17 protein-coding genes, 1 tRNA gene and 1 pseudogene are annotated in these 18,823 nt (G+C 69.5%); 8 read left to right on the top strand and 11 right to left on the bottom strand.

What is annotated here, in order from left to right; genetic code table 11:
* Positions 1-40 precede the first annotated feature (40 nt).
* Both A6A08_RS03600 and A6A08_RS03595 read right to left on the bottom strand, forming a co-directional pair.
* On the bottom strand, positions 41-757 hold the full coding sequence (locus A6A08_RS03600) for an AfsR/SARP family transcriptional regulator (RefSeq protein WP_073701017.1): 717 nt from the start codon (positions 755-757) through the stop codon (positions 41-43).
* Between the two features lie 145 nt (positions 758-902).
* Positions 903-1,478: a TetR/AcrR family transcriptional regulator gene (locus tag A6A08_RS03595; protein WP_073701016.1), complete on the bottom strand. Its 576-nt coding sequence runs from the start codon at positions 1,476-1,478 to the stop codon at positions 903-905.
* A gap of 156 nt (positions 1,479-1,634) precedes the next feature.
* On the opposite strand from A6A08_RS03595, the gene A6A08_RS03590 reads away from it, so the two are divergent.
* The 6 genes and pseudogenes from A6A08_RS03590 to A6A08_RS28110 form a co-directional block, all read left to right on the top strand.
* Positions 1,635-2,411, top strand: a complete 777-nt coding sequence (locus A6A08_RS03590) for an oxidoreductase (RefSeq protein WP_073701015.1) — start codon at positions 1,635-1,637, stop codon at positions 2,409-2,411.
* 54 nt (positions 2,412-2,465) lie between these two features.
* A complete protein-coding gene (locus tag A6A08_RS03585; protein WP_073701014.1) occupies positions 2,466-3,506 on the top strand; it encodes an SMP-30/gluconolactonase/LRE family protein in 1,041 nt (346 codons plus the stop codon).
* A gap of 27 nt (positions 3,507-3,533) precedes the next feature.
* Positions 3,534-4,964, top strand: coding sequence for an MFS transporter (locus tag A6A08_RS03580; RefSeq protein ID WP_073701013.1), 1,431 nt, complete (start codon positions 3,534-3,536; stop codon positions 4,962-4,964).
* Entirely contained in the window at positions 4,961-5,593 is a 633-nt protein-coding gene (locus A6A08_RS27875; protein WP_073701012.1) for an NAD(P)H-binding protein, read from the top strand. Before A6A08_RS03580 ends, A6A08_RS27875 begins: the two co-directional genes overlap by 4 nt.
* 308 nt (positions 5,594-5,901) lie before the next feature.
* Positions 5,902-6,540 carry a response regulator transcription factor gene (locus tag A6A08_RS28540; protein WP_242422083.1) on the top strand — a complete coding sequence of 213 codons (639 nt, stop codon included), beginning with the start codon at positions 5,902-5,904 and terminating at the stop codon, positions 6,538-6,540.
* 152 nt (positions 6,541-6,692) lie between these two features.
* Positions 6,693-6,886 (top strand): annotated as a pseudogene (locus A6A08_RS28110) (IS5/IS1182 family transposase); the annotation flags it as partial.
* A 179-nt stretch (positions 6,887-7,065) separates the two neighbouring features.
* On the opposite strand, the gene A6A08_RS27340 reads toward A6A08_RS28110, so the two are convergent.
* The 5 genes from A6A08_RS27340 to A6A08_RS03545 form a co-directional block, all read right to left on the bottom strand.
* Entirely contained in the window at positions 7,066-7,338 is a 273-nt protein-coding gene (locus A6A08_RS27340; protein ID WP_143181652.1) for a hypothetical protein, read from the bottom strand.
* Positions 7,339-8,128: 790 nt separating this feature from the next.
* Positions 8,129-8,204 (bottom strand) — tRNA-Arg (locus A6A08_RS03560).
* Positions 8,205-8,409: 205 nt separating this feature from the next.
* Positions 8,410-9,345 (bottom strand): glycoside hydrolase family 16 protein, encoded by a 936-nt coding sequence (locus tag A6A08_RS03555; RefSeq protein ID WP_073701010.1) that lies wholly within the window; start codon positions 9,343-9,345, stop codon positions 8,410-8,412.
* An 816-nt stretch (positions 9,346-10,161) separates the two neighbouring features.
* A complete protein-coding gene (locus A6A08_RS03550; RefSeq protein ID WP_242422082.1) occupies positions 10,162-11,247 on the bottom strand; it encodes a hypothetical protein in 1,086 nt (361 codons plus the stop codon).
* Positions 11,248-11,420: 173 nt separating this feature from the next.
* Positions 11,421-12,677 carry an aspartate aminotransferase family protein gene (locus tag A6A08_RS03545; protein WP_073701008.1) on the bottom strand — a complete coding sequence of 419 codons (1,257 nt, stop codon included), beginning with the start codon at positions 12,675-12,677 and terminating at the stop codon, positions 11,421-11,423.
* A 146-nt stretch (positions 12,678-12,823) separates the two neighbouring features.
* Here A6A08_RS03545 and A6A08_RS03540 point away from each other — a divergent pair, with 146 nt between their 5' ends.
* The gene (locus tag A6A08_RS03540) at positions 12,824-14,287 is read left to right on the top strand and encodes an NAD-dependent succinate-semialdehyde dehydrogenase (protein WP_073701007.1); all 1,464 of its coding nucleotides are present in this window, start codon (positions 12,824-12,826) and stop codon (positions 14,285-14,287) included.
* Positions 14,288-14,510: 223 nt separating this feature from the next.
* Here A6A08_RS03540 and A6A08_RS03535 read toward each other — a convergent pair whose 3' ends face one another.
* The 4 genes from A6A08_RS03535 to A6A08_RS03520 form a co-directional block, all read right to left on the bottom strand.
* Complete coding sequence (locus A6A08_RS03535; protein ID WP_073701006.1) at positions 14,511-15,200, bottom strand: GntR family transcriptional regulator; 690 nt, start codon at positions 15,198-15,200, stop codon at positions 14,511-14,513.
* Positions 15,201-15,260: 60 nt separating this feature from the next.
* Positions 15,261-16,013 carry a maleate cis-trans isomerase gene (locus tag A6A08_RS03530; protein WP_073701005.1) on the bottom strand — a complete coding sequence of 251 codons (753 nt, stop codon included), beginning with the start codon at positions 16,011-16,013 and terminating at the stop codon, positions 15,261-15,263.
* A gap of 31 nt (positions 16,014-16,044) precedes the next feature.
* The gene (locus tag A6A08_RS03525) at positions 16,045-16,845 is read right to left on the bottom strand and encodes an Asp/Glu racemase (protein ID WP_073701004.1); all 801 of its coding nucleotides are present in this window, start codon (positions 16,843-16,845) and stop codon (positions 16,045-16,047) included.
* Between the two features lie 165 nt (positions 16,846-17,010).
* The gene (locus tag A6A08_RS03520; protein ID WP_073701087.1) at positions 17,011-17,493 is read right to left on the bottom strand and encodes a DUF3830 family protein; all 483 of its coding nucleotides are present in this window, start codon (positions 17,491-17,493) and stop codon (positions 17,011-17,013) included.
* A gap of 310 nt (positions 17,494-17,803) precedes the next feature.
* Between A6A08_RS03520 and A6A08_RS03515 the strand changes: the two genes are divergently transcribed.
* Positions 17,804-18,823: a D-2-hydroxyacid dehydrogenase gene (locus A6A08_RS03515; protein ID WP_073701003.1), complete on the top strand. Its 1,020-nt coding sequence runs from the start codon at positions 17,804-17,806 to the stop codon at positions 18,821-18,823.

The raw sequence follows: 18,823 nt of genomic DNA, 5'->3' as shown, positions 1-18,823 counted from the left end.
CCGTGGTCTGCGAGATCAAGGGCCTCTGACGACCCCGTCATCACACCGGGTTGAGGATTCTCTGTTGGAGCCGCTGGACCTCCGCCGACGGCTCCAACCCGAGTTCGTTCCTGAGAAGGTCGCGTAGAGCACGGATGGCGCCCAGAGCCTCACCCCGCCGCCCGCAATGGTGAAGCGCGTCAATCAACTGGAGATGCCACCATTCGTTCAACGGATCGGAGTTCACGTGGTCGCGGAGTTCATCGACGACATCGCGATGTCCTCCCATCTTCATCATCGCCTCGATACGGAGTTCGCAGAGGCGGTTGCGCGTGTTCTCGAGGCGAACGCGTTCCGCCTCCAGAATGCTTCCCTTGGGCACGTCGTCGAGCAGAGGACCCCGCCACAGCTCGATCGCCTGGTCGAACCGGTCAACCGCCTCCTCGAACCGGCCGGCCCGCAGGAGCGTCTGGCCCTGGCGCCTCAACCGGTCGAAGAGGAACAGGTCGCACTGGTCCTCCACCAGTGTGACCTGGTATCCCTGGCTCCGGGTGCGGAGCAGTTCTTTTCCGGCCTTCCGGCCCAGGGCGGCGCTCAGCTGCCTCCTGAGATGGAAGACATGCGTGCGCACCGTCTCCACCGCGGTCGCCGGGGCGGCGTCCCCCCACAGTTCCTCGATGACGGAGTCGACCGTGACCGTCCTGCCCGCGTGTGTGAGAAGCAACCCGAAAAGTTGACGAACCTTTCTGCCGTTCAACGCAACACCGCGATCACCCATCACCTCAAGTGACCCGAGAACTCGAAAGTAACATGCCACGGCTCGCAGCCTTTCATTCAAGATGCTTCCGGGAGTCGCTTCGCAGAATTTCTCAACGGCATGGAGGGGTCAATGCCACCAAAGTGGAAATGAGGCGGGGCCGGGGTCAGAAGTGTTCCTTGTGGGTGCCCACACCGCGCAGGAGCGTGTCCACGACGAGTGTCGCCTGCTCCTCCGGGTTGAGGCGCTCCGGGTCCGTACGGGTGGACTCGTCGATCAGCGAGTAGTAGACCTTCTGGGCCCACTCGGTGTCGACGTCCTCGCGCATGACCCCCGCCGCCTTGCAGCGCTCGAAGAGGTTGATGCAGCGCTGGGACACGTCAGCGTGGATCTCGGCGGCCACGGAGCCCTCGGCGACCGGACGACTCATCGCGAACCCCCAGCTGGCCTTGACCCGCAGCACGTTCGCGGTCACGACGTACAGAGCGACCATCGGCGGAGTGTTCTCCGAGTTGGATGACTCGACCGCGTCGGCGAACTGGCGGCACGCCCATTCGGTCAGGGCTTCCAGCAGGACCTCCCTCGTGGCGAAGCGCCGGTGCACGGTGCTGCGCGCCACACCGGCGGCCTCGGCGATCTGCTCCATCGAGACGGTGGGGTTCTGGCTCAGGACCCCCTCCGCGGCCTCCAGGATCGTTTGCACCGTGCGCTCCGCGTCCGCACGTAGCCGCTGCTCAGCCATGTGCTCCCCTCATTCTCTCCGCCTCATGCCTACCGCACCTGCCACGCCACATAGTAGCTCATCCAAGACCCACATAAACAAGTACTTGCTACAGTACTGTCTTACTTGGTACTTGTATGGAGGCACTGCCGATCCAGTTTGGTGGTTATCTGAAGTATGCAGTTGCGACTTAACGGCAAGGTGGCCGTCGTTACGGGCTCCAGCAGGGGCATCGGACGGGCGATCGCCGAGGCCCTCATCGAAGCGGGAGCCCACGTGGTCACCGGTGCCCGCACCGCGCAGGCTCCGCTCCAGGACGCTCCCCACGCCTCCGTCGACCTCGGTTCACCTGAGGGCCCCAAGGCGCTGGTGGATCTGGCGCTTCAGAGGTTCGGCGGGGTCGACCTCCTGGTCAACAACGTCGGCGGAGGAGCGGGAAGCGGCGCGAACGACTTCCTGTCCCTGGACGACGCGAGGTGGGAGACCGCGCTGAACCTCAACCTCCTCAGCGCCGTCCGGACCACCCGCGCCGCGATGCCGAGCCTGCTCGAACGGGGCGGATCGGTTGTCAACATCTCCTCGAACGCCGCCCACATGCCCTCGGCCGGACCCGTCCACTACACCGCGGCCAAGAGCGCGCTGACCTCGTTCGGCAAGGCGCTGTCCGAGGAGTTCGGCCCGCGGGGTGTCAGGGTCAACACCGTCTCCCCCGGTCCGGTGCTCACCGACCTCTGGGCCGGACCGGACGGCTACGGGGCACGGCTCGCCAAGCAGCAGGGCATCACGCACGACGAGCTGCTGCGAAGGCTGCCCGAGAGCATGGGCGTCACCACCGGCTCGCTCGTGCGTCCCGAAGAGATCGCCTCACTGGTCGTCTACCTCGCCTCACCGCACGCGGCGTCGGTCAACGGAGCCGACTTCGTCGTGGACGGCGGTGCCCTCAAGTCCCGCTGACCCCCGCAGGGACCCCGAAGGGTCCGTCCCAGCACAACACGAGAGGAACCCCCTGTGCGCAGTCCCACTCCTGAGACCAGAGGTCGTGCCCGGACCACGGCCGCGACCTCCATCGCCGGAGCCGTGCTCGCGGCCTGCCTCGCCCCCGTCTCCACGGCCTCGGCCGAACCCGTCCCCAGACCGCCCTACCCCCACGCCAGACAGATCGTCGGCCACTTCTCCGAGCTGTACCCGGAGGGGATCGCCTGGGATCCCACCAGGAACGCCTTCATCGTCGGTTCGGCCCTGCACGGGAACCTGGCCCTGGTCCACCCCGGAGGCAGGACGGAGGAACTCGTTCCCAGCATCGGACCCGTCTCCACACTCGGGGTCCGCGTCGACACCGAACGTGACCGCATTCTGGTCGCCTACAGCGACTTCTGGACCCGTCAGGAGGCCGACACCGGTATGCCCCCGACCTCAGGGGTGGCCGCGTTCGACCTCCACTCCTTGGAGCTGATCTTCGACGCCGACATCTCCGGGGGCCTGGACCGGACCTTCGGCAACGACCTCACCTACGACGCCGACGGGACCGTCTACGTGACCGACTCCGTCAGCCAGACCCTCTACGGGATCTCCACCGAGGGCGAGCCCGAGGTGGTGGCCGACGACGAGCGTTTCGCCGCGGACATGGTCGGGCTCAACGGCATCGTGTGGCACGAGGACAACTACCTTCTCGCTGTTCGCTACGACAACGGGGAGCTTTTCCGCATCGACCTCGACGAGCCCTTGGAGAGCCGGGTCACCGAGGTGGAACTGCCCGAGCCGATGCTCGGCACCGACGGAGTCCGGCTCCGCCCCGACGGATCCCTCTACGTCGTGACCAACTCCATCGGAGAGAACGCGGGCATCCCCAGCGGCACCGACGCCGTGACCGTGCTCCGCTCCGAAGACGGCTGGGACAGCGCGCGGATCGAGCGGCGCTACGAACCCTGGCCGGTGGAGGGGCCCACCAACATAGCCATCACCCCCTTCGGCGACTACGTCCTCAGCGGCGACGTGGGCGTGCTGATGGGCGGCGGGACCTCGGACATCTTCGTACTGCGGCGAGTCTGAGCCGCACGATCGATTGGCGGATTCACCATGCAACGATCACAAAGCCTTCTCTGGGTCACCCTGGCTACGGGAATCCCGATGGTCATGGTCTCCCTGGACAACCTCATCGTCACGATCGGACTGGCGTCGATCCGTGAGGACCTGGGCGTGGGCCAGGACCTGCTCCAGTGGGTGGTCAACGCGTACGCACTGTCCTTCGCGGGGTTCCTCCTCGCCGGAGCGGGCCTGGGAGACCGGTTCGGCCGGCTCAGGGTCTTCGCCGGGGGCATCGTGCTGTTCACCCTGGCCTCCATCGCCTGCGCCATGTCCGAGTCCATCGGGACGCTCATCGCTGCCCGCGCGGTGCAGGGACTGGGAGCCGCGGCGATCCTGCCCCTGTCCCTGACCCTCGTGGTCAGCGCCGTCCCCGAGAGCCGGCGCAACCTCGCCATCGGCCTGTGGGGCGGGCTGAACGGACTCGGGATCGCGATGGGCCCCCTGGTCGGCGGCGTCCTCACCGAAGCCCTGAGCTGGCACTGGATGTTCTGGATCAACCTGCCCATCGGCCTGCTGGCGGTCCCCCTGGCCCTGTGGGTGCTCCGTGAGAGCACAGGTGAGGACGACACCATCGACGTCCTCGGCACTCTGCTGGTGACGGTCACCGTCGTCATCGCGGTCTGGGGCATCGTGCAGGCCCATGAGGGATGGACGCAGACGGTCGTCCTGGCTCTGGGGCTGTCGGCCGTACTGCTCGCCGCCTTCCTCTTCTGGGAGTCGCGCACCACCTCTCCGCTTATCCCGCTCAGCATGTTCCGCAGCCGTGACTTCGTGCTGAGCAACGTGGCCGCGTTCGCCATGTACTTCGGCGTGTTCGGCTCGATCTTCTACTTCGCCCAGTTCATGCAGGGCCCGGTCGGCCTCTCGCCCTTCCATGCGGGTCTGGCCACCCTGCCCTGGACCATGGCCCCCATGATCGTGGTGCCACTGGCCAGCCAGCTGATCAGCCGTATCGGCACGGGGCCGCTCATGGCCGCAGGCTCGGGGCTCCAGGCCGCCGGGCTCGGGTGGATCGCCTACGTCGCCGAACCGGGGCTGAGCTACCTCGTTCTGGTTCCGGCGCTGCTGGCGGCGGGGGTCGGTATGGGCCTGATGTTCGCGGCGAACCCCGTCGCCGTCATGGGCTCCGTCAAGCCGCACGAGCAGGGCAAGGCCTCGGGTATCAACAACACGGTGCGGGAGTTCGGCGGTGCACTCGGTATCGCCGTCCTCACCACCGTCTTCTCCTCGGCCTTCCTGGCGGCGTCCGACACCAGCGACTTCGACGGCGCCTACATCGCCGGGATGCAGCCGGCGCTCTGGGTCGGGGTCGTGGTGGTTCTCGCCAGCGCTGTCTGCGCGCTGTTCGTCAGGGGCGGACGGGAACCGGGCTCCAAGAAGCAGGAGGAGACCGGACCGCACATGAAGGAGACGATCTCGTGACCACGCTCGTCATCGGAGCTCTGGGTGCCACAGGACGTTTGGTCGTCGAGGCGCTCGCGGCAGCGGGTTCGTCCGTCGCCGCCGGTGTCCACCATCCGAGGCAGGTGAACGCGTCCTCGGACCGGGGAAGCGAACACCGCCTCTTCGACCTCACGTGGGAGGCCGAGGAGATGGAGAAGGCGTTCTCCGGGGTGGACACCGTCGTCAACGCCGCCGCTGCCCGCGACATCTCACAGGCCGCGCGTGTGGACCGTGACGGGGTCATCACCGCGATGTCGACCGCTCAGCGGGCCGGCGTCACCCGGTGGATCCAGATCTCGATGGCCGGGGTCGACCGGCCCGAGGTCCTGCCCGGATTCCTGCTATCGGCCGCGGAGGCCAAACGGGAGGCGGACGAGCGACTGGCGACCACGGGGATGGAGTGGACGGTCATCCGGCCCCCGTGGTTGACGGACGCGCCGGCCGGAGGCCGCGTCGTCCTGAACGACGCCGGTGCGGGCTCCCTCAGCCGGGCGGACCTCGCGGGGGTCGTCACCGCATCGCTCCAGGAGCCGGCGACGATCAATCGAACGTTCGAGGTCGCCAGCGGCCCCCTTCCCATCAACGTGGCGCTGGCCCAGCTGCTCTGAGAGCCAAGGGCAGGGTTCGGCCGTCAGCCCCGGCACTTCTGACGGCCGAGCCCCGTCCTGCTTTGGCACCAGAACTCAAAAAGGAAGATCAAAAACGGTTCCGTGATCTTCATGGAATCCATAACCGCAGATAGACAAGGCATCGGCGACTTCTCGTTCCAAAGTCCCCGGATGTGATGCAAGACACATTGTCCCGGTGACTTCACGTACATAGAATAAATAATATAGGAAAACTGAAGCAATCCTTCCGATGCCCATTTAGTGCACCAGTCCGATCTGCATCATCGAAAATGATGGAAGGGGCCGCTGTGACTAGCACTGTAGAATACGCGGTACAGCAGAAGGTTAGAGTAGTTGCATTTGGGTGTGCGGAGGTATTCAAGCCCCTTGCGTTCCGGCGGGAATTCGATTTCAAAGTCGCCGAAACCGTGGATTCGATTTATGACTTAGCGAAGCTGGTCGACGCGGACTTAGTTCTGGTCGACGTCAGCTCCTCCGATGCCTCCCACCTCGCACAGCTTAGGAGCGCCATTCACCGGATGGCGCATCTGCGGGTGCTCCTGCTGGGGAGCGCCGACAACTTGAACACGATCGGAAGCTGGCTCAACACCGGTGCTTCCGGGTACCTCCACAAGGACGTGGCGCTGGACATCCTGATCGAGGTCATTCGCACGACCCGGCAGCGAACGACGTCCAGGTCGATCCATTTGCCGATCCGCAGTACTGTCGCAATCAAACCTCAAGCCAGCCATGCTCTGTCCAAACGCGAGACGGAGATCATCAGCCTTGTGGCCAACGCCAGGAGCAATCGGCAGATCGCGCGGGAACTCAATATAACCGAGGGAACGGTGAAGCGCCACATGAGGAACATATTCGTCAAGATCGGCGCCACCTCGCGAGTCGACTCCATCAACAAGGCGATCGAACTCGGGGCGATATCCCGCTGACACTCCAGCCGCACCCGGAGATCTCGGCCTGGGCAGGGCCCGCACATGAGACGGCTATAGCCGCCGGGTCCGAGAAGAAGGGCCACCGCTCAGCGGGGGTACGGAAGCCCGGTCGCGACCAGCGAGAGCGAGACCGTGGAGAACCACCGCTGAAGGCCGAACGGCTGGTGTGGGACGGACTCGGCACCCGCGGTGAGCTGGACTGGTCGCGGTGCGCGATCGACTCGGTCAACATGCGCGCCCGCAGGGGGCCTGACAGGTCCGAGTCCTGTCGAACGGGGCAGGAAGGGCGCGAAGACCCACCTGAGCACCGACCGGACCGGCTTGCCCCTGTCCATGGCGATTCACACGGACCGCTCATCCGATGGACGCAGGTTTGCCTCCTACCGGGTGCGCCACAAAAACCCCGTTCGGCTAGGGTGCATGGCCTCGCTGCGGAGGAGGCGCCGTGCTGGTGGGCCCAGGGTGGGACCCCGTCGGCCGACCCGGCACGTCCATCCTCCTGGCGCCGGGGAGGAACCGCTCTCAGTCCTGGTCGTCCTCTGCCTCCCAGGCTGCGCTCTCTTCCTCGGGTCCTCGCCGGTGCCCCAAGCAGGAGGCACGGGCCGTGTCGACCGCCGTCGACCGCTCAGGCGCGCGCTTCCGGATCCCCACGCTCGACAGCAGGTCGAAACCGGAGGCGTCGGGCAGGACCAGGACCGAGCCTCCGGTCACCGTGAGACCTGGTCGGATCAGGGCGCCCTCGAACACCTCGTCCAGCTCCGCCATCTCCTCGCCCAGCAGGTCCAGGAGCCCCAAGCGAAGGTCGCCGAAGCGATGGGATCGCGTCCGGGAAGCCGGGCGGTGGTTTCTCCGGCCGACTGTGGTCACGGCGGAAGATCCTGATCAGGATGTCGCGGCCTGCCTTGTCCTCCACCACGATGGTGGAGCAGGACTCCTCGTCGGTCCACGCCACCCGCCCCTGCTGGAGGAGCCCTTGGAGGAGCAGGTACAGGTCTTCTTTACGTTCCGCCAGTAACTCGAAGACGCCCGAGGCCGTCACGCGGGCCTGGTCGGGGTCGTCGTCGCTGAAACCGCCGGGAGCGTCCTGACCGGGAGGCGAGTGTGTGCCTGACGTGGCCTGGTGCAGCCATTCCTGCGTCTCATGCGGCCAAGGTTCCCACCAGCGGTCGGGAGGGAGGGGAGAGGCGACGAGCCGGCCGTGGAACTGAGGGGCCAGCAGACGCGCCGCATAGCCAGGCGCGTCCAGCATGCGCAGGGCCTGGACGAGCTGGGGAGGAGTCAGTGCCCGCCGGTAGCCGACCGCGGTGGGTACGGCGACGTCGGTGAAGCCGACACAGCGATCGGACCGGCCACCCAGTTCTGCGCTCGCTGAGTGTTCCAACTGACGGAGGAGGGGATGTCGCATGGCCCATCTTCTGACGCGTTGGCTCCCACGCGGACCTGCGGGAAGAACCGCAGGTCAGGGCAGGGGCGGTCTGGGGGTTACTTGGCCCCCACACGGGGCCGGGCGTGAGGCCGGGCTGTACACAGAACGGCCCCGAACCGCGTTTTCGCCGTTCAGGGCCGTTCTGCCACTGTCTCAAGGTGGCGCACTCGGGAGGACTCGAACCCCCAACCTTCTGATCCGTAGTCAGATGCTCTATCCATTGAGCTACGAGTGCAGGTTGTTCAGTTGTGTGTCGCCCGGTCTCCCTGGCGACGTCTTTGACTCTATCACGGTGTCAGAGGGCCTCGAACCGTTTTGTGAGTGTGGGGCCGGTCATGCCGGTCCGTGCCCCACGGTCGGTCCGACGCGGAGGCGGCACCGACGCGGGCGGTGCGCCGGTGCCGCCGACCCGGAAGCGGGTGGGCGCGGGTGTCGGCGGGTCAGCACGTCCCGCCGGGGACGACCCCGTCGACGCGGGAGACGCCGGCGTTGCGCTGCCCGCCCACGCGCCGGTTGACCTCCTCGGGCGCCACGGACTCGCCCTGCTGGTGGTACACCCAGTCGACGTCCTGCACGTAGGTGCTCGGGCCGCCGGTGTGGCCGCTCATGTCGATGAACCACTGGTTGAAGTTGATCGACATCGGCGACGACGGGTAGTACCTCCCGTCGTGCTCGGCCACCAGGTGCGTGTCCACGTAGTAGCGGACCACGCCGTCCTCCACCTGGACCACCAGGTCGCGCCACCCCGCGAAGGAGCGGTTCACCACGTCGCTGGTGTTGTCCGCCTCCCAGGGGTCGCGCTGGTAGGTGTGGTACGAGGTCAGGTACATGGCCTCCGCGGGGGCGCCCCAACCCGAGTTGGGCAGGTACTCGAAGTCGAGCTCGCTGTAGGCGGGGTCGTTGTCGTAGGCCAGGGGCGTGATCGTGTAGAAGGTCTGGAGCACGGTGTCGCCGTCCTCGCCGGAGACCGGGGCGTCGGCGAACCTGACCTTGGCGGCGTAGGTTCCCTCGTGGAACTTCTCCTCACCGAAGGTCAGCTCGGCCTGGCTGGTGCCCGCCGGGGTGCCGTCCGTGGTCGAGGTCAGGCGCAACAGGGAGTCGCCGTCCTCTTCGGTGAAGGAGATGTTGTCGGCGTCCCAGGACGCGCCCGGCACGCCGGGGCCGCCGGCCCAGCTGCGGACGTTCCAGCCCTGGTCGCGCAGGGCGGGGTCGGTGGGGCCGCCGTAGTCGAAGTCGTCGAAGAACAGGCCGCACGAGGCGGACGCTCGGTCGGCGACCGTCTCCACCTCGACGGGGGATCCCGTCGCGCAGGACGTCAGGGGGAGCGTGATGGCGCAGGCCAGGACGGCGCTGCCGGCGCGGACGCGGGTGGGCATGGGAAGCACCTCGGATTCGGGGGTGGGAAGGGGCCGGGGCGGGCAGGCATCCCGGCCGGGGAAGGGCTGGAACGGGGTCGGCGCCACGTCGAGGGACGCCGGTGCGTGGTCCCGGGCGTAGGACGCGAGGCCCGGGACGTCGTCGAGGGCGGAGCCGGAGGCCCCGCCGTCCTCGGTGGTCCCGTGGTCGTGGAGCGCCGCGGGACCGGTGGGCGGGCGCTCGGCGGTGTTCAGCGGGGTCGACCGGTCGCGGCGAGCAGGGTGCCGCCGCCGGCGGCGGGGGATGCTCCGCCGAGGAGCGGTCTTCGATCGATCATCGGGATCGCCTCACACGAGGGGCTGGAAAGACGGGCCCAATCTGTCGACCGCGCGACCATGGCGTCAACCCGGATCCGCGATCCGTTCGAGACGCTTCCGTGTTCCTACTGGTAACAAAGTTGTAATGTGCCCTATGTCATAGCCTCACCGAATCGTTTTCGGTATGGCGTGTGAACGTTTTCGGCGAACGCGCGTCCATGGAGGTCTACCTCCGGAGGGGGTGGACTATGGGGTCCGCTGGGTTCCACTCCGCGACGAAGGTGTCCCCTTCGGGGCTTTTCTGCTTTTCCGGCGGGGAAGGCGGAGGGACCACGGAACACCGCCGAGGCCCGAGGACGCCCCAGACCGATGCAGGGGAAGCGGGCCCCGGAAGGATCCCGGTCGGCCCGGACCTCGGCTGAGACCCGCCCGGCGGGGAAGGGCGCCTGTACCGCGCGCGTGCTCGCCGACCCGAGCCGGGAGATCCGGTGCGGGACCGGCCGTGGAGCCGCACGCAGGTCAGGGCCCCGGCGCCCCCAGGAAGCGTCCGGCCTCCAGCGCCCGGCCGATCAGCTCGTCCCGCGCCTCCTTGGCGGCGCGGGCGCCGAGGACCTCGTCCCGGAGCAGCTCGCCGTTGCCTCCGTCGGACGTCGAGCGGGCCAGGAGCTCGGCGAGCCGGGCGCCGCGCGCCTCCGCCCGTTCGAGCTGCTCCCACTCCGTGTGGGCACGCAGCGCCTCCTCGACGGCGACGCCGTACCCACGGATCGCGTCGACCTGCGCCGCCAGCCCACGGTAGGCGGCCTCCTGCCGCTCGTGCTGCCGGTTCAGCAGGGCGCGCACCCGGTCGGAGACGGCGGCGCGGGAGTCGGCGCGGTGCTCCTCGCGGATCCGGTCGTGGTGGTACAGCACCGAGGCGATCCGCCACTCCTCGTCACGCAGTACCGCCAGCGAACGCGCCGAGTCGAAGGAGTCGCCCAGTCGCCGCTCCGCCTCCTCGACGGCGTCGACCGTCCTCTGCACGCGGAGGATCAGCTCGGAGCCGTAGCGGCCGAGGTCGGCGGCCACCAGGTAGCGGTCCGCGTGGGCCGCCGCCAGCCGGTCGCCCCGGGGACCCCACCACCCGGTCCACAGCGCGACGGCCGCGTACAGGGCGCCCGGTGCGTACCACCCGACGGTGAAGACCCAGTCCGGCGCGGGGAAGAGGAACCACGTCACCAGGGTGGCGGGCGCGAAGCCCAGGGACAGCGCCCTCCACAGCCGGCGTCCGGCCCCGGTGGACGACCACGGCGGAAGCAGGGGGCGAAACCGTACGCGGGTGGCGGCGAACCCCGCCACCCCCACGACCGCGGCCTGGGCCAGGAGCCCGAGGAAGTACAGGGGAGCCGACCACCACAGGAGCGGGCCGCTCCCCAGCATCCAGGCCGTGTTCAGCGCGGCCACCGCCGCCCCGGCCACCATCACGCGGGTTCGGTCGGGGAACCGGGACTGCTCCGCCCAGGCCCTTCTCGGCAGCAGGGCGGACGGTCGCTTCCCGAGCGTTCGGGCGATACGGGGCGGCAACGCGGGATCGAGGACGGGGCGCGGGCCGCCGCCCATGGTGCTCATGACCTTCCTCCCACGATCCGCCACCGGTGCGGCCCCTTTCCGTCTCGGGTCCTTCCCGTGTCCGACGCACGGTCCCGACGCGGGGTTGCCTCGGGGGAGTGCGTCGGGACACGTGACCGCCCCGGCACGGAACCCGTGCCGGGGCGGTGCGTCGCGGAAGGGACGGGCCGGGGTCAGCCCGCGACGGCCTCCTCCACGGAGGCCGCCCACAGCGACACCGCGTTGTCGACCTGCTCGCCGTTGACGATCAGCGGCGGGATCATGCGCACCACGTTCCCCTCCGGGGCGCAGGTGAGCAGCAGGAGCCCGTTCCTGGCGGCGGCCTGCTGGGCGCGCGCGGCGGTGGCGCCGTCGGGCGTGCCGTCGGCGGCGGTGAACTCGTTGCCGAGCATCAGCCCCCGGCCGCGCACGTCGCCGATCACCGGGTTGGCCTCCGCCACCTTCTCCAGACCCAGGCGCAGCCGCTCGCCCATGCGCGCGGCGTTCTCCACCAGGCCCTCCTCCTGGATCACGTCCAGGGTGGCGAGCGCGGCGGCGCAGGAGACCGCGTTGCCGCCGTAGGTCCCGCCCTGGGAACCCGGCCACGCCCTCTCCATGACCGCGGCGGGCGCGGCGATCGCCGACAGCGGGAAGCCGCTGGCCAGACCCTTGGCGGTGACGACCACGTCCGGGCGGACGCCCGAGGGCTCGTGCCCCCAGAACGTGCCCGTACGGCCGAAGCCGGTCTGCACCTCGTCGGCGACCAGCAGGAACCCGTGCTGGTCGGCGCGCTCGCGCAGCCCCTGGAGGAAGGCGTCCGGCACGGGCACGTAGCCGCCCTCGCCCAGTACCGGCTCGACGAACACGGCGGCGGTGTCCTTCGGGGAGGTCACCGTGGCGAACTGGTAGTCCAGCTCGCGCAGCGCGTACGCGACCGCGTCGGCCTCGGACATGCCCAGCCGGTAGGCGTGGGGGAAGGGCGACACGACCACGCCGGGCACCAGCGGGCCGATGCCCGCGCGGATCTTGACCCCGGACGTGGTCAGCGACGCGGCGCCCATGGTGCGGCCGTGGAACGATCCCTGGAACACGATCACGTTCTGCCGGCCGGTGGCCTGCCTGGCCAGCCGCAGGGCCGCCTCCACGGCCTCGCTGCCCGAGTTCACGTAGAACAGCCGGTCGAGCCCCGCGGGCAGCACGTCGCCGAGCCGCTCGGTGAGCCGCAGCAGGGGGCGGTGCATCACGGTGGTGTACTGGCCGTGGACCAGGGTGGCCACCTGCTCCTGCGCGGCGGCCACGACCCGGGGGTGGCAGTGTCCGGTGCTGGTGACGCCGATGCCGGCGGTGAAGTCGAGATAGCGGCGGTCGTCCTCGTCGTAGATGTAGGCACCCTCGCCTCGTGCGGCGACGACCGGGGTCGCCTGTTTGAGGATCGGGGAGAGCTCCGCCATGCGATGCCTCGATTCCGTGTCACTGGTTCCGTAGGATTGTTGACAATCGACGCTGCTATGGAAACATCCGGGCAGCGACGGTGTCCAGTGGACGCACGTTGGGCAGTTCTGACCACAGGCCGATTCTCGACCGGGGAGTAGTGAACATGTCGGATCAGGAAGCACGGGTCGTCGCGCAGGTGGACAAGAGGCTGTTCATCGGTGGGACGTGGCGCGACGCCTCCTCGGGGAACACCTTCGCGGTGGAGGACCCCTCCACCCGCGAGGTGCTCTGTGAGGTCGCGGACGCGGGGAAGGAGGACGCCCTCGACGCGTTGGAGGCCGCGCACCGGGTCCAGCCCGAGTGGATGAGGACGCCGCCGAGGAGGCGCAGCGAGATCCTGCACCGCAGCTACGAGCTGCTCATGGAGCGCCAGGAGGACCTGGCGGTCCTGATGACCCTGGAGATGGGCAAGCCCCTGGCCGAGGCCAAGGGGGAGATCGCCTACGCCGCGGAGTTCCTGCGGTGGTTCGCCGAGGAGGCCGTCCGCATCGAGGGAACGTTCTCCATGTCCCCCGACGGCAAGTCGCGCTTCCTCGTCATGCGCCAGCCGGTCGGCCCCTCCATGCTCATCACCCCCTGGAACTTCCCCATGGCGATGGGCACCCGCAAGATCGGCCCCGCCATCGCCGCCGGGTGCACCATGGTGCTCAAGCCCGCCCACCAGACCCCCCTGTCCGCCCTCGCGCTCGCGGGCATCATGACCGAGGCGGGCCTTCCCGAGGGCGTTCTCAGCGTCATCCCCACCACCGACCCCGGCTCGGTCACGGAGCCGCTGCTCAGCGACGGCCGGATCCGCAAGCTGTCCTTCACCGGGTCCACCGCGGTCGGCAAGAAGCTGCTGGAGCAGAGCGCCGGGCAGGTCCTGCGCACCTCCATGGAGCTGGGCGGCAACGCGCCCTTCCTGGTCTTCGACGACGCCGACATGGACGCCGCCGTGGACGGGGCGATGCTCGCCAAGATGCGCAACATCGGCGAGGCCTGCACGGCCGCCAACCGCATCTACGTCCAGGCGGGGGTCGCCGAGGAGTTCGCCGATCGCCTCAGCCGGCGCATGGGCGCGCTGCGCATGGGCCGCGGCCTGGACGAGGGCGTGAACGTGGGGCCGCTCATCGACGACAAGGCGCGCGACAAGGTGCAGCACCTGGTGGACGACGCGGTCAACCGGGGCGCGCGCGTGCTGGTCGGCGGCGGCCCCGGTGAGGGCGCGGGTCACTTCTACCGGCCCACCGTGCTCGCCGACGTGCCCTTCGAGGCCGAGCTGTCCACCACCGAGATCTTCGGCCCGGTGGCACCGGTGCTGCCCTTCGAGACCGAGGAGGAGGCGCTGCGGGTCGCCAACGACACCGAGTACGGCCTGGTCAGCTACCTCTACACCCGCGACCTCAACCGGGCGCTGCGGGTCAGCGAGAGCCTGGAGACCGGCATGGTCGGCCTCAACCAGGGCGTGGTCTCCAACCCGGCCGCCCCCTTCGGCGGGGTGAAGCACTCCGGCCTGGGCCGCGAGGGCGGCAACGTCGGCATCGAGGAGTTCCTGGAGACCAAGTACGTGGGGATCGGCGGTATCTGACCCCGCCGGCGGCCGGGGTCCGGGTTCGCGCGGGAGCGGACGCGAGGCCCCGCGCCCCCTCGCGCCGCGTGGACTCCTGCGGGGACGCCGCCGCCTCCGGCACGGGCCGGAGACGGCGGAGCGGTCGAAGGTCCGACGGGCACGGCGGCGGATCCGCGGCCGTGGACGGCGGCTCCTTCGCCGCCACGGTTCCCGCCGCCCCCTGGCCCGCCCGCCGCCGGGGTCAGGCGCCGGAGCCGGCCTCCGGGTCCCGGGCGCCGCCGTTGATGCGGTCGACCGTGTCCATCATGTGCGCCTCGATCAGCCGCATCAGCTCGTCCTCCGCCCCGTACACGATCGCGTCCAGGATGCGCCGGTGCTCGTCCAGGAGCTCCTCCGGCTCCGGGTACACGTCCTGCATCACCGTCAGGCACATCCGCGTCTCGACCAGGAGCGTCTGGGCCATGCGCTCCAGGCGGCCGTTGCCCGCGCAGCTCACCAGGGTCTGGTGGAAGGCCTGGTCGGCGTCGCTCATCGCGTTCCGGTCACCGCCGTCCGCCGCCTCGGCGAGCCGGTCCACGGCCGGGGTGAGCCGTGCGACCGCCTCCCCCCGGTTGCCGCGCATGATCAGCTCGCACGCGGTCCGCTCGACGGCGAGCCGGGCCACATAGATGTCCCGCACGTCGGCCGGGGCGAGCTCGCGCACGAACAGGCCCCTGTGCCGTTCGCTGCGCAGCAGCCCCTCCTGGACGAGGCGCTGCATCGCCTCGCGCAGCGGTCCGCGGCTCACCCCGAGCTGCCCGGCGAGTTCCGACTCGCCGAGCTGGTCCCCGGGGGCGAGGGAGCCGTACATGATCGCCGACCGCAGCTGGTCGGCGATCAGCTCGGCGGTGGAGCGCCGGGGCACGGGTCTGAGCTTGCCTGGGGCGGGCATGTGCTGCCCTCCTTTCGGTTCGGGGCACAACGGGACGAAACAGCGGGCACGCCGTCGAGGCTAACGGGAGGCCAGGGCACTGTTGACGGCGGCCGAGCCGGAGCGCAGCAGCGATCCCGGCCCGCTGCCCCGGCCCCCGGTCACCCCCGCCAGGCGCAGCCCCTCCCACACGCTGACCTGGTTGGCGGTGAGCACGGTCTTGCCGAGCAGCGCCTCCAGGGGATCGATCAGGCGGGCGCTGTGCAGGGCGGTGTCCGGCACCAGGACGGCCTCGGCCCGCGGGTGGTCGTTGGAGACCACGAAGTCCAGGACGTCGTCCGGGTCCAGTACGCCGACCTCGGCGGCGGTGGCGATGCCGTGGCTGGCCATCGACAGCACGGTCACCCCGGCCTCGGTCAGGAACTCCACGAACCGCTGGGCGACGTCGTCGGGGTAGGTGGCGGCGATCGCCACCCGCGACACGCCCAACCGGCACAGCGCGTGCACGAAGGCGAACGAGGTGCTCGACGACGGGGCCCCGGTCACCCGGCGCACCCCCTCGACCTGCCTGCGGGCCCCCTCCCAGCCGAACACGAAGCTTCCGCTGGTGCACGCCCACACCGCCGCGTCCACCTCCATCGCGGCCAGTTCCCGGGAGCCCTTGGAGAGCACCCCCTCGCTGCCGACGTCGAGCAGGGCGTCCACCCGGTGAGCGTCCTCGCGCATGAGGGTGTGCACCACGGGGAGCTCGACGTCCCCGCCGAGCAGTTCGGCGAAGGCCTTGTAGTCGTCCTCGGCGCTGAAGCCGGGGTAGAGGAATCCGACGCGGGTCATGTGCGGCTCCTTCTCGTCACGGCCCGCGGTGTCACGCGGCGCTCGGTGCGGCGACGTTGATCAGACTCTGTCCGTGGGCCACGGCCTGGCGCTTCGCGGCGCTCATCACCGCCCACATGGTGACCTGGTTGGCGGCGATCACCGGTTTGCCCAGCTCCCGCTCCAGCGGCGCGATGATGTCGTAGGTGAGTACGTTGGTGCAGCTGATGAACACCGCCTGGGCGTCGGGCCGGTCCACCGAGTGCACCGCCGCGGACACCTCGGCGTAGGTGACCCGCCAGATGTGGCTGAGCAGGCCCAGCCCCACACTGGAGGTCACGGCCACGCGGTGCTCGGCGAGGTAGGCCAGGAGCCGGTCGGTCACGCTGTCCACGTAGGGCGTGACGACCGCGATCCGGTTGACGCCGAGCGCGTCCAGGGCCCGGACGAGCGCCCTGGAGGTGGTGACGGCGGCGGGCGCCCCGGCGTCCACCATGGCCTGGTACAGGCGCTGCTCCCCCTCCCGGCCGTACACGAAGCTGCCCGAGGCGCACGCGTAGCCGATGGCCAGCGGTTCGGGGGCGAGCAGCGCGCGGACCGCCGGGTCCACGTGCTCCTCCCGGCACAGGGCGGCCGCCTGGTCGACCGTCACAGGTACGTGTACGTACGGCAACCGCGTGACGTGCAACGAGACGTCGTCGGGCGTCCAGCGCCACAGCTCGCGGTCGAGCGCGAAGTCGTAGGGCGCGATGACACCGACTCCCGCCTGCCACGGCGTCCGCGTGGACGCGGCCAGCTCGACGATCTGGTGCTCCGCCTCGGTGCCGTTCATGTTGTCTCCATCGGTCCGCATCGGTCACTCACCTCCCGGGTATGCGTTGTCGTCGTCGGTGCGGGTGTGACCTTCCGCGCTCGGGGCCCGGGCTCCACCCGTGCTCTCGTGTCGCGGCCGGTGACGGGGCGCCGCCCGGGCGCTGTCGCGCGGACGTGCGGACACCGTGTGGTCCCGGGAGCCGGGTCAGCGCTCCAGGCGCTCGTACAGCAGCCGTTCGCCGACGCTCCCGGAGCGCCAGACGTCGTTGCAGGCCTCGGCCATGGCGGGCAGGTTCTCGACGACGGTGGCGAACACGTTGCCGGGCACCCAGCCGACGTCGCCGTTGAGAAGCAGGTTGTTGCGTCCGTAGAACAGGGCGAGGTCGATGACGCCGGGCAGGTGGTCGATGCCCTTGTCCTCCTTGAACGAGCGGTCGAGCATGCCGCCGTCGAAGGAGAAGTAGACGACGTCCCCGGGGATCGGCGTGACGGTGGGGTTCTCCTGGCCGGGCTCGGTCCCGGCGAACCTCGGCACCATCGTGTAGACCTCGTTGCGCGCGTACTTGGCGTGTTGGACGGCGTCGCCCTGCGGCAGTGCGTTCCACACCGCCTCACAGGTGCGGGGTGCGTCCTTGTCCAGGAGTTCGGCCACGCAGGAGACACCCCGCCTGGCCAGAGTGATGGTCATGTACCTGGGCAACTGGGGCGTCCCTTCGACGTCGGGCAGCGCGGGACCTGCGGAGAACAGCCCCACAGCAGGGCTGTTGATTGTTGACAATCCTATGTTCCACAGGCGGGATGCGGCAATAACCCCGATGCGAGTGGGTATCCCGGGCGCGTCAGAGGTGGTGGGAGAGGTGCCGGTTCGGGAGAAACGACCGATTTGTTGATTGTTGACAATCCTATGTCGGCTCCCTAGCGTTTCTCATGCAGGGCGATCCCCGCATTCCCGACGACCTCTCTGAACCGCCGCAGCCAACCGGAGAGTGCACACGCCCGTGAACCGTTTCACCTCGCCGAACAGCCCCAGAGTCCTCGTCCTCCACGGCGGGGACCTGCCGCCCGGACACGAGAGGATGGACGACGACCCCCGCCTCGGCGAGGTCGTCTACACCACCGCCGACGAACTGCCGGCCAAGCTGCCCGGCACGCACGTGCTCCTGGTCTGGGACCTGTTCACGGAGGCACTCGCCTCCGCCTGGCCCGAGGCCGACTCCCTGGCCTGGGTGCACGCCGCCACCGCCGGGGTGGACAACCTCATGTTCCCCGGCCTGGTCGGCAGCGACGCCGTGGTCACCAACTCGCGCGGGGTCTTCGACGAGCCCATCGCCGAGTACGTGCTCGGCCAGGTCGTCGCCTTCGCCAAGGGCTTCCACCAGAGCTGGGACCACCAGCGCGAACGCCGGTGGGAGCACCGGGAGACCGAGCGGGTCTCGGGCAGGCGGGCCCTCGTGGTGGGGACCGGGCCGATCGGCCGCCACATCGCCCGCAAGCTCACGGCCGCGGGCATGGACGTGTGCGCTTCGGGCAGCCACGCGCGCGAGGGGGACCCCGACTTCGGCTCCGTGGTCGAGTCCAGCCTCGCCGACCGCGGCGCCGACGGCGGTCCGACCCTGCTCGGCGAACTGCCCAGGGCCGACTACGTGGTGGTCGCGGCGCCGCTCACCGACTCCACCCGGGGCCTGGTCGACCGCCGTTTCCTGGGGCTGATGAAACCCACCGCGCGGCTCGTCAACGTGGCGCGCGGACCCATCGTGGTCCAGGCCGACCTGGTCGCCGCGCTGGAGGGCGGTGTCATCTCCGGCGCCGCGCTGGACGTCTTCGAGGACGAACCGCTCAAGGCGACCTCCCCCCTGTGGTGGCTGCCCGGCTCGGTGGTCTCCCCGCACATGTCCGGCGACGTCGTCGGCTGGCGCGACGACCTCATGGACCTGTTCCTCGACAACCTCGCCCGCTACCTGGACGGGCGGGAACTGCTCAACGTGGTCGACAAGAGCCGCGGCTACGTGCCCGGCTGA

It is taken from the genome of Nocardiopsis sp. TSRI0078 (assembly GCF_001905145.1).
GTDB lineage: Bacteria > Actinomycetota > Actinomycetes > Streptosporangiales > Streptosporangiaceae > Nocardiopsis.
This window is presented reverse-complemented; position numbering and strand designations above follow the sequence as displayed.

Excerpts from the sequence above, each read along its gene's own strand:
- A6A08_RS03540 (WP_073701007.1), top strand. The coding sequence starts at position 12,824 with ATGTCGGATCAGGAAGCACGGGTCGTCGCGCAGGTGGACAAGAGGCTG.
- A6A08_RS03595 (WP_073701016.1), bottom strand. The coding sequence starts at position 1,478 with ATGGCTGAGCAGCGGCTACGTGCGGACGCGGAGCGCACGGTGCAAACG.
- A6A08_RS03580 (WP_073701013.1), top strand. The coding sequence starts at position 3,534 with ATGCAACGATCACAAAGCCTTCTCTGGGTCACCCTGGCTACGGGAATC.
- A6A08_RS03525 (WP_073701004.1), bottom strand. The coding sequence starts at position 16,845 with ATGCGGACCGATGGAGACAACATGAACGGCACCGAGGCGGAGCACCAG.
- A6A08_RS03530 (WP_073701005.1), bottom strand. The coding sequence starts at position 16,013 with ATGACCCGCGTCGGATTCCTCTACCCCGGCTTCAGCGCCGAGGACGAC.
- A6A08_RS03600 (WP_073701017.1), bottom strand. The coding sequence starts at position 757 with ATGGGTGATCGCGGTGTTGCGTTGAACGGCAGAAAGGTTCGTCAACTT.
- A6A08_RS03520 (WP_073701087.1), bottom strand. The coding sequence starts at position 17,493 with ATGACCATCACTCTGGCCAGGCGGGGTGTCTCCTGCGTGGCCGAACTC.
- A6A08_RS03550 (WP_242422082.1), bottom strand. The coding sequence starts at position 11,247 with ATGAGCACCATGGGCGGCGGCCCGCGCCCCGTCCTCGATCCCGCGTTG.
- A6A08_RS03545 (WP_073701008.1), bottom strand. The coding sequence starts at position 12,677 with ATGGCGGAGCTCTCCCCGATCCTCAAACAGGCGACCCCGGTCGTCGCC.
- A6A08_RS03555 (WP_073701010.1), bottom strand. The coding sequence starts at position 9,345 with ATGCCCACCCGCGTCCGCGCCGGCAGCGCCGTCCTGGCCTGCGCCATC.
- A6A08_RS03590 (WP_073701015.1), top strand. The coding sequence starts at position 1,635 with ATGCAGTTGCGACTTAACGGCAAGGTGGCCGTCGTTACGGGCTCCAGC.
- A6A08_RS03535 (WP_073701006.1), bottom strand. The coding sequence starts at position 15,200 with ATGCCCGCCCCAGGCAAGCTCAGACCCGTGCCCCGGCGCTCCACCGCC.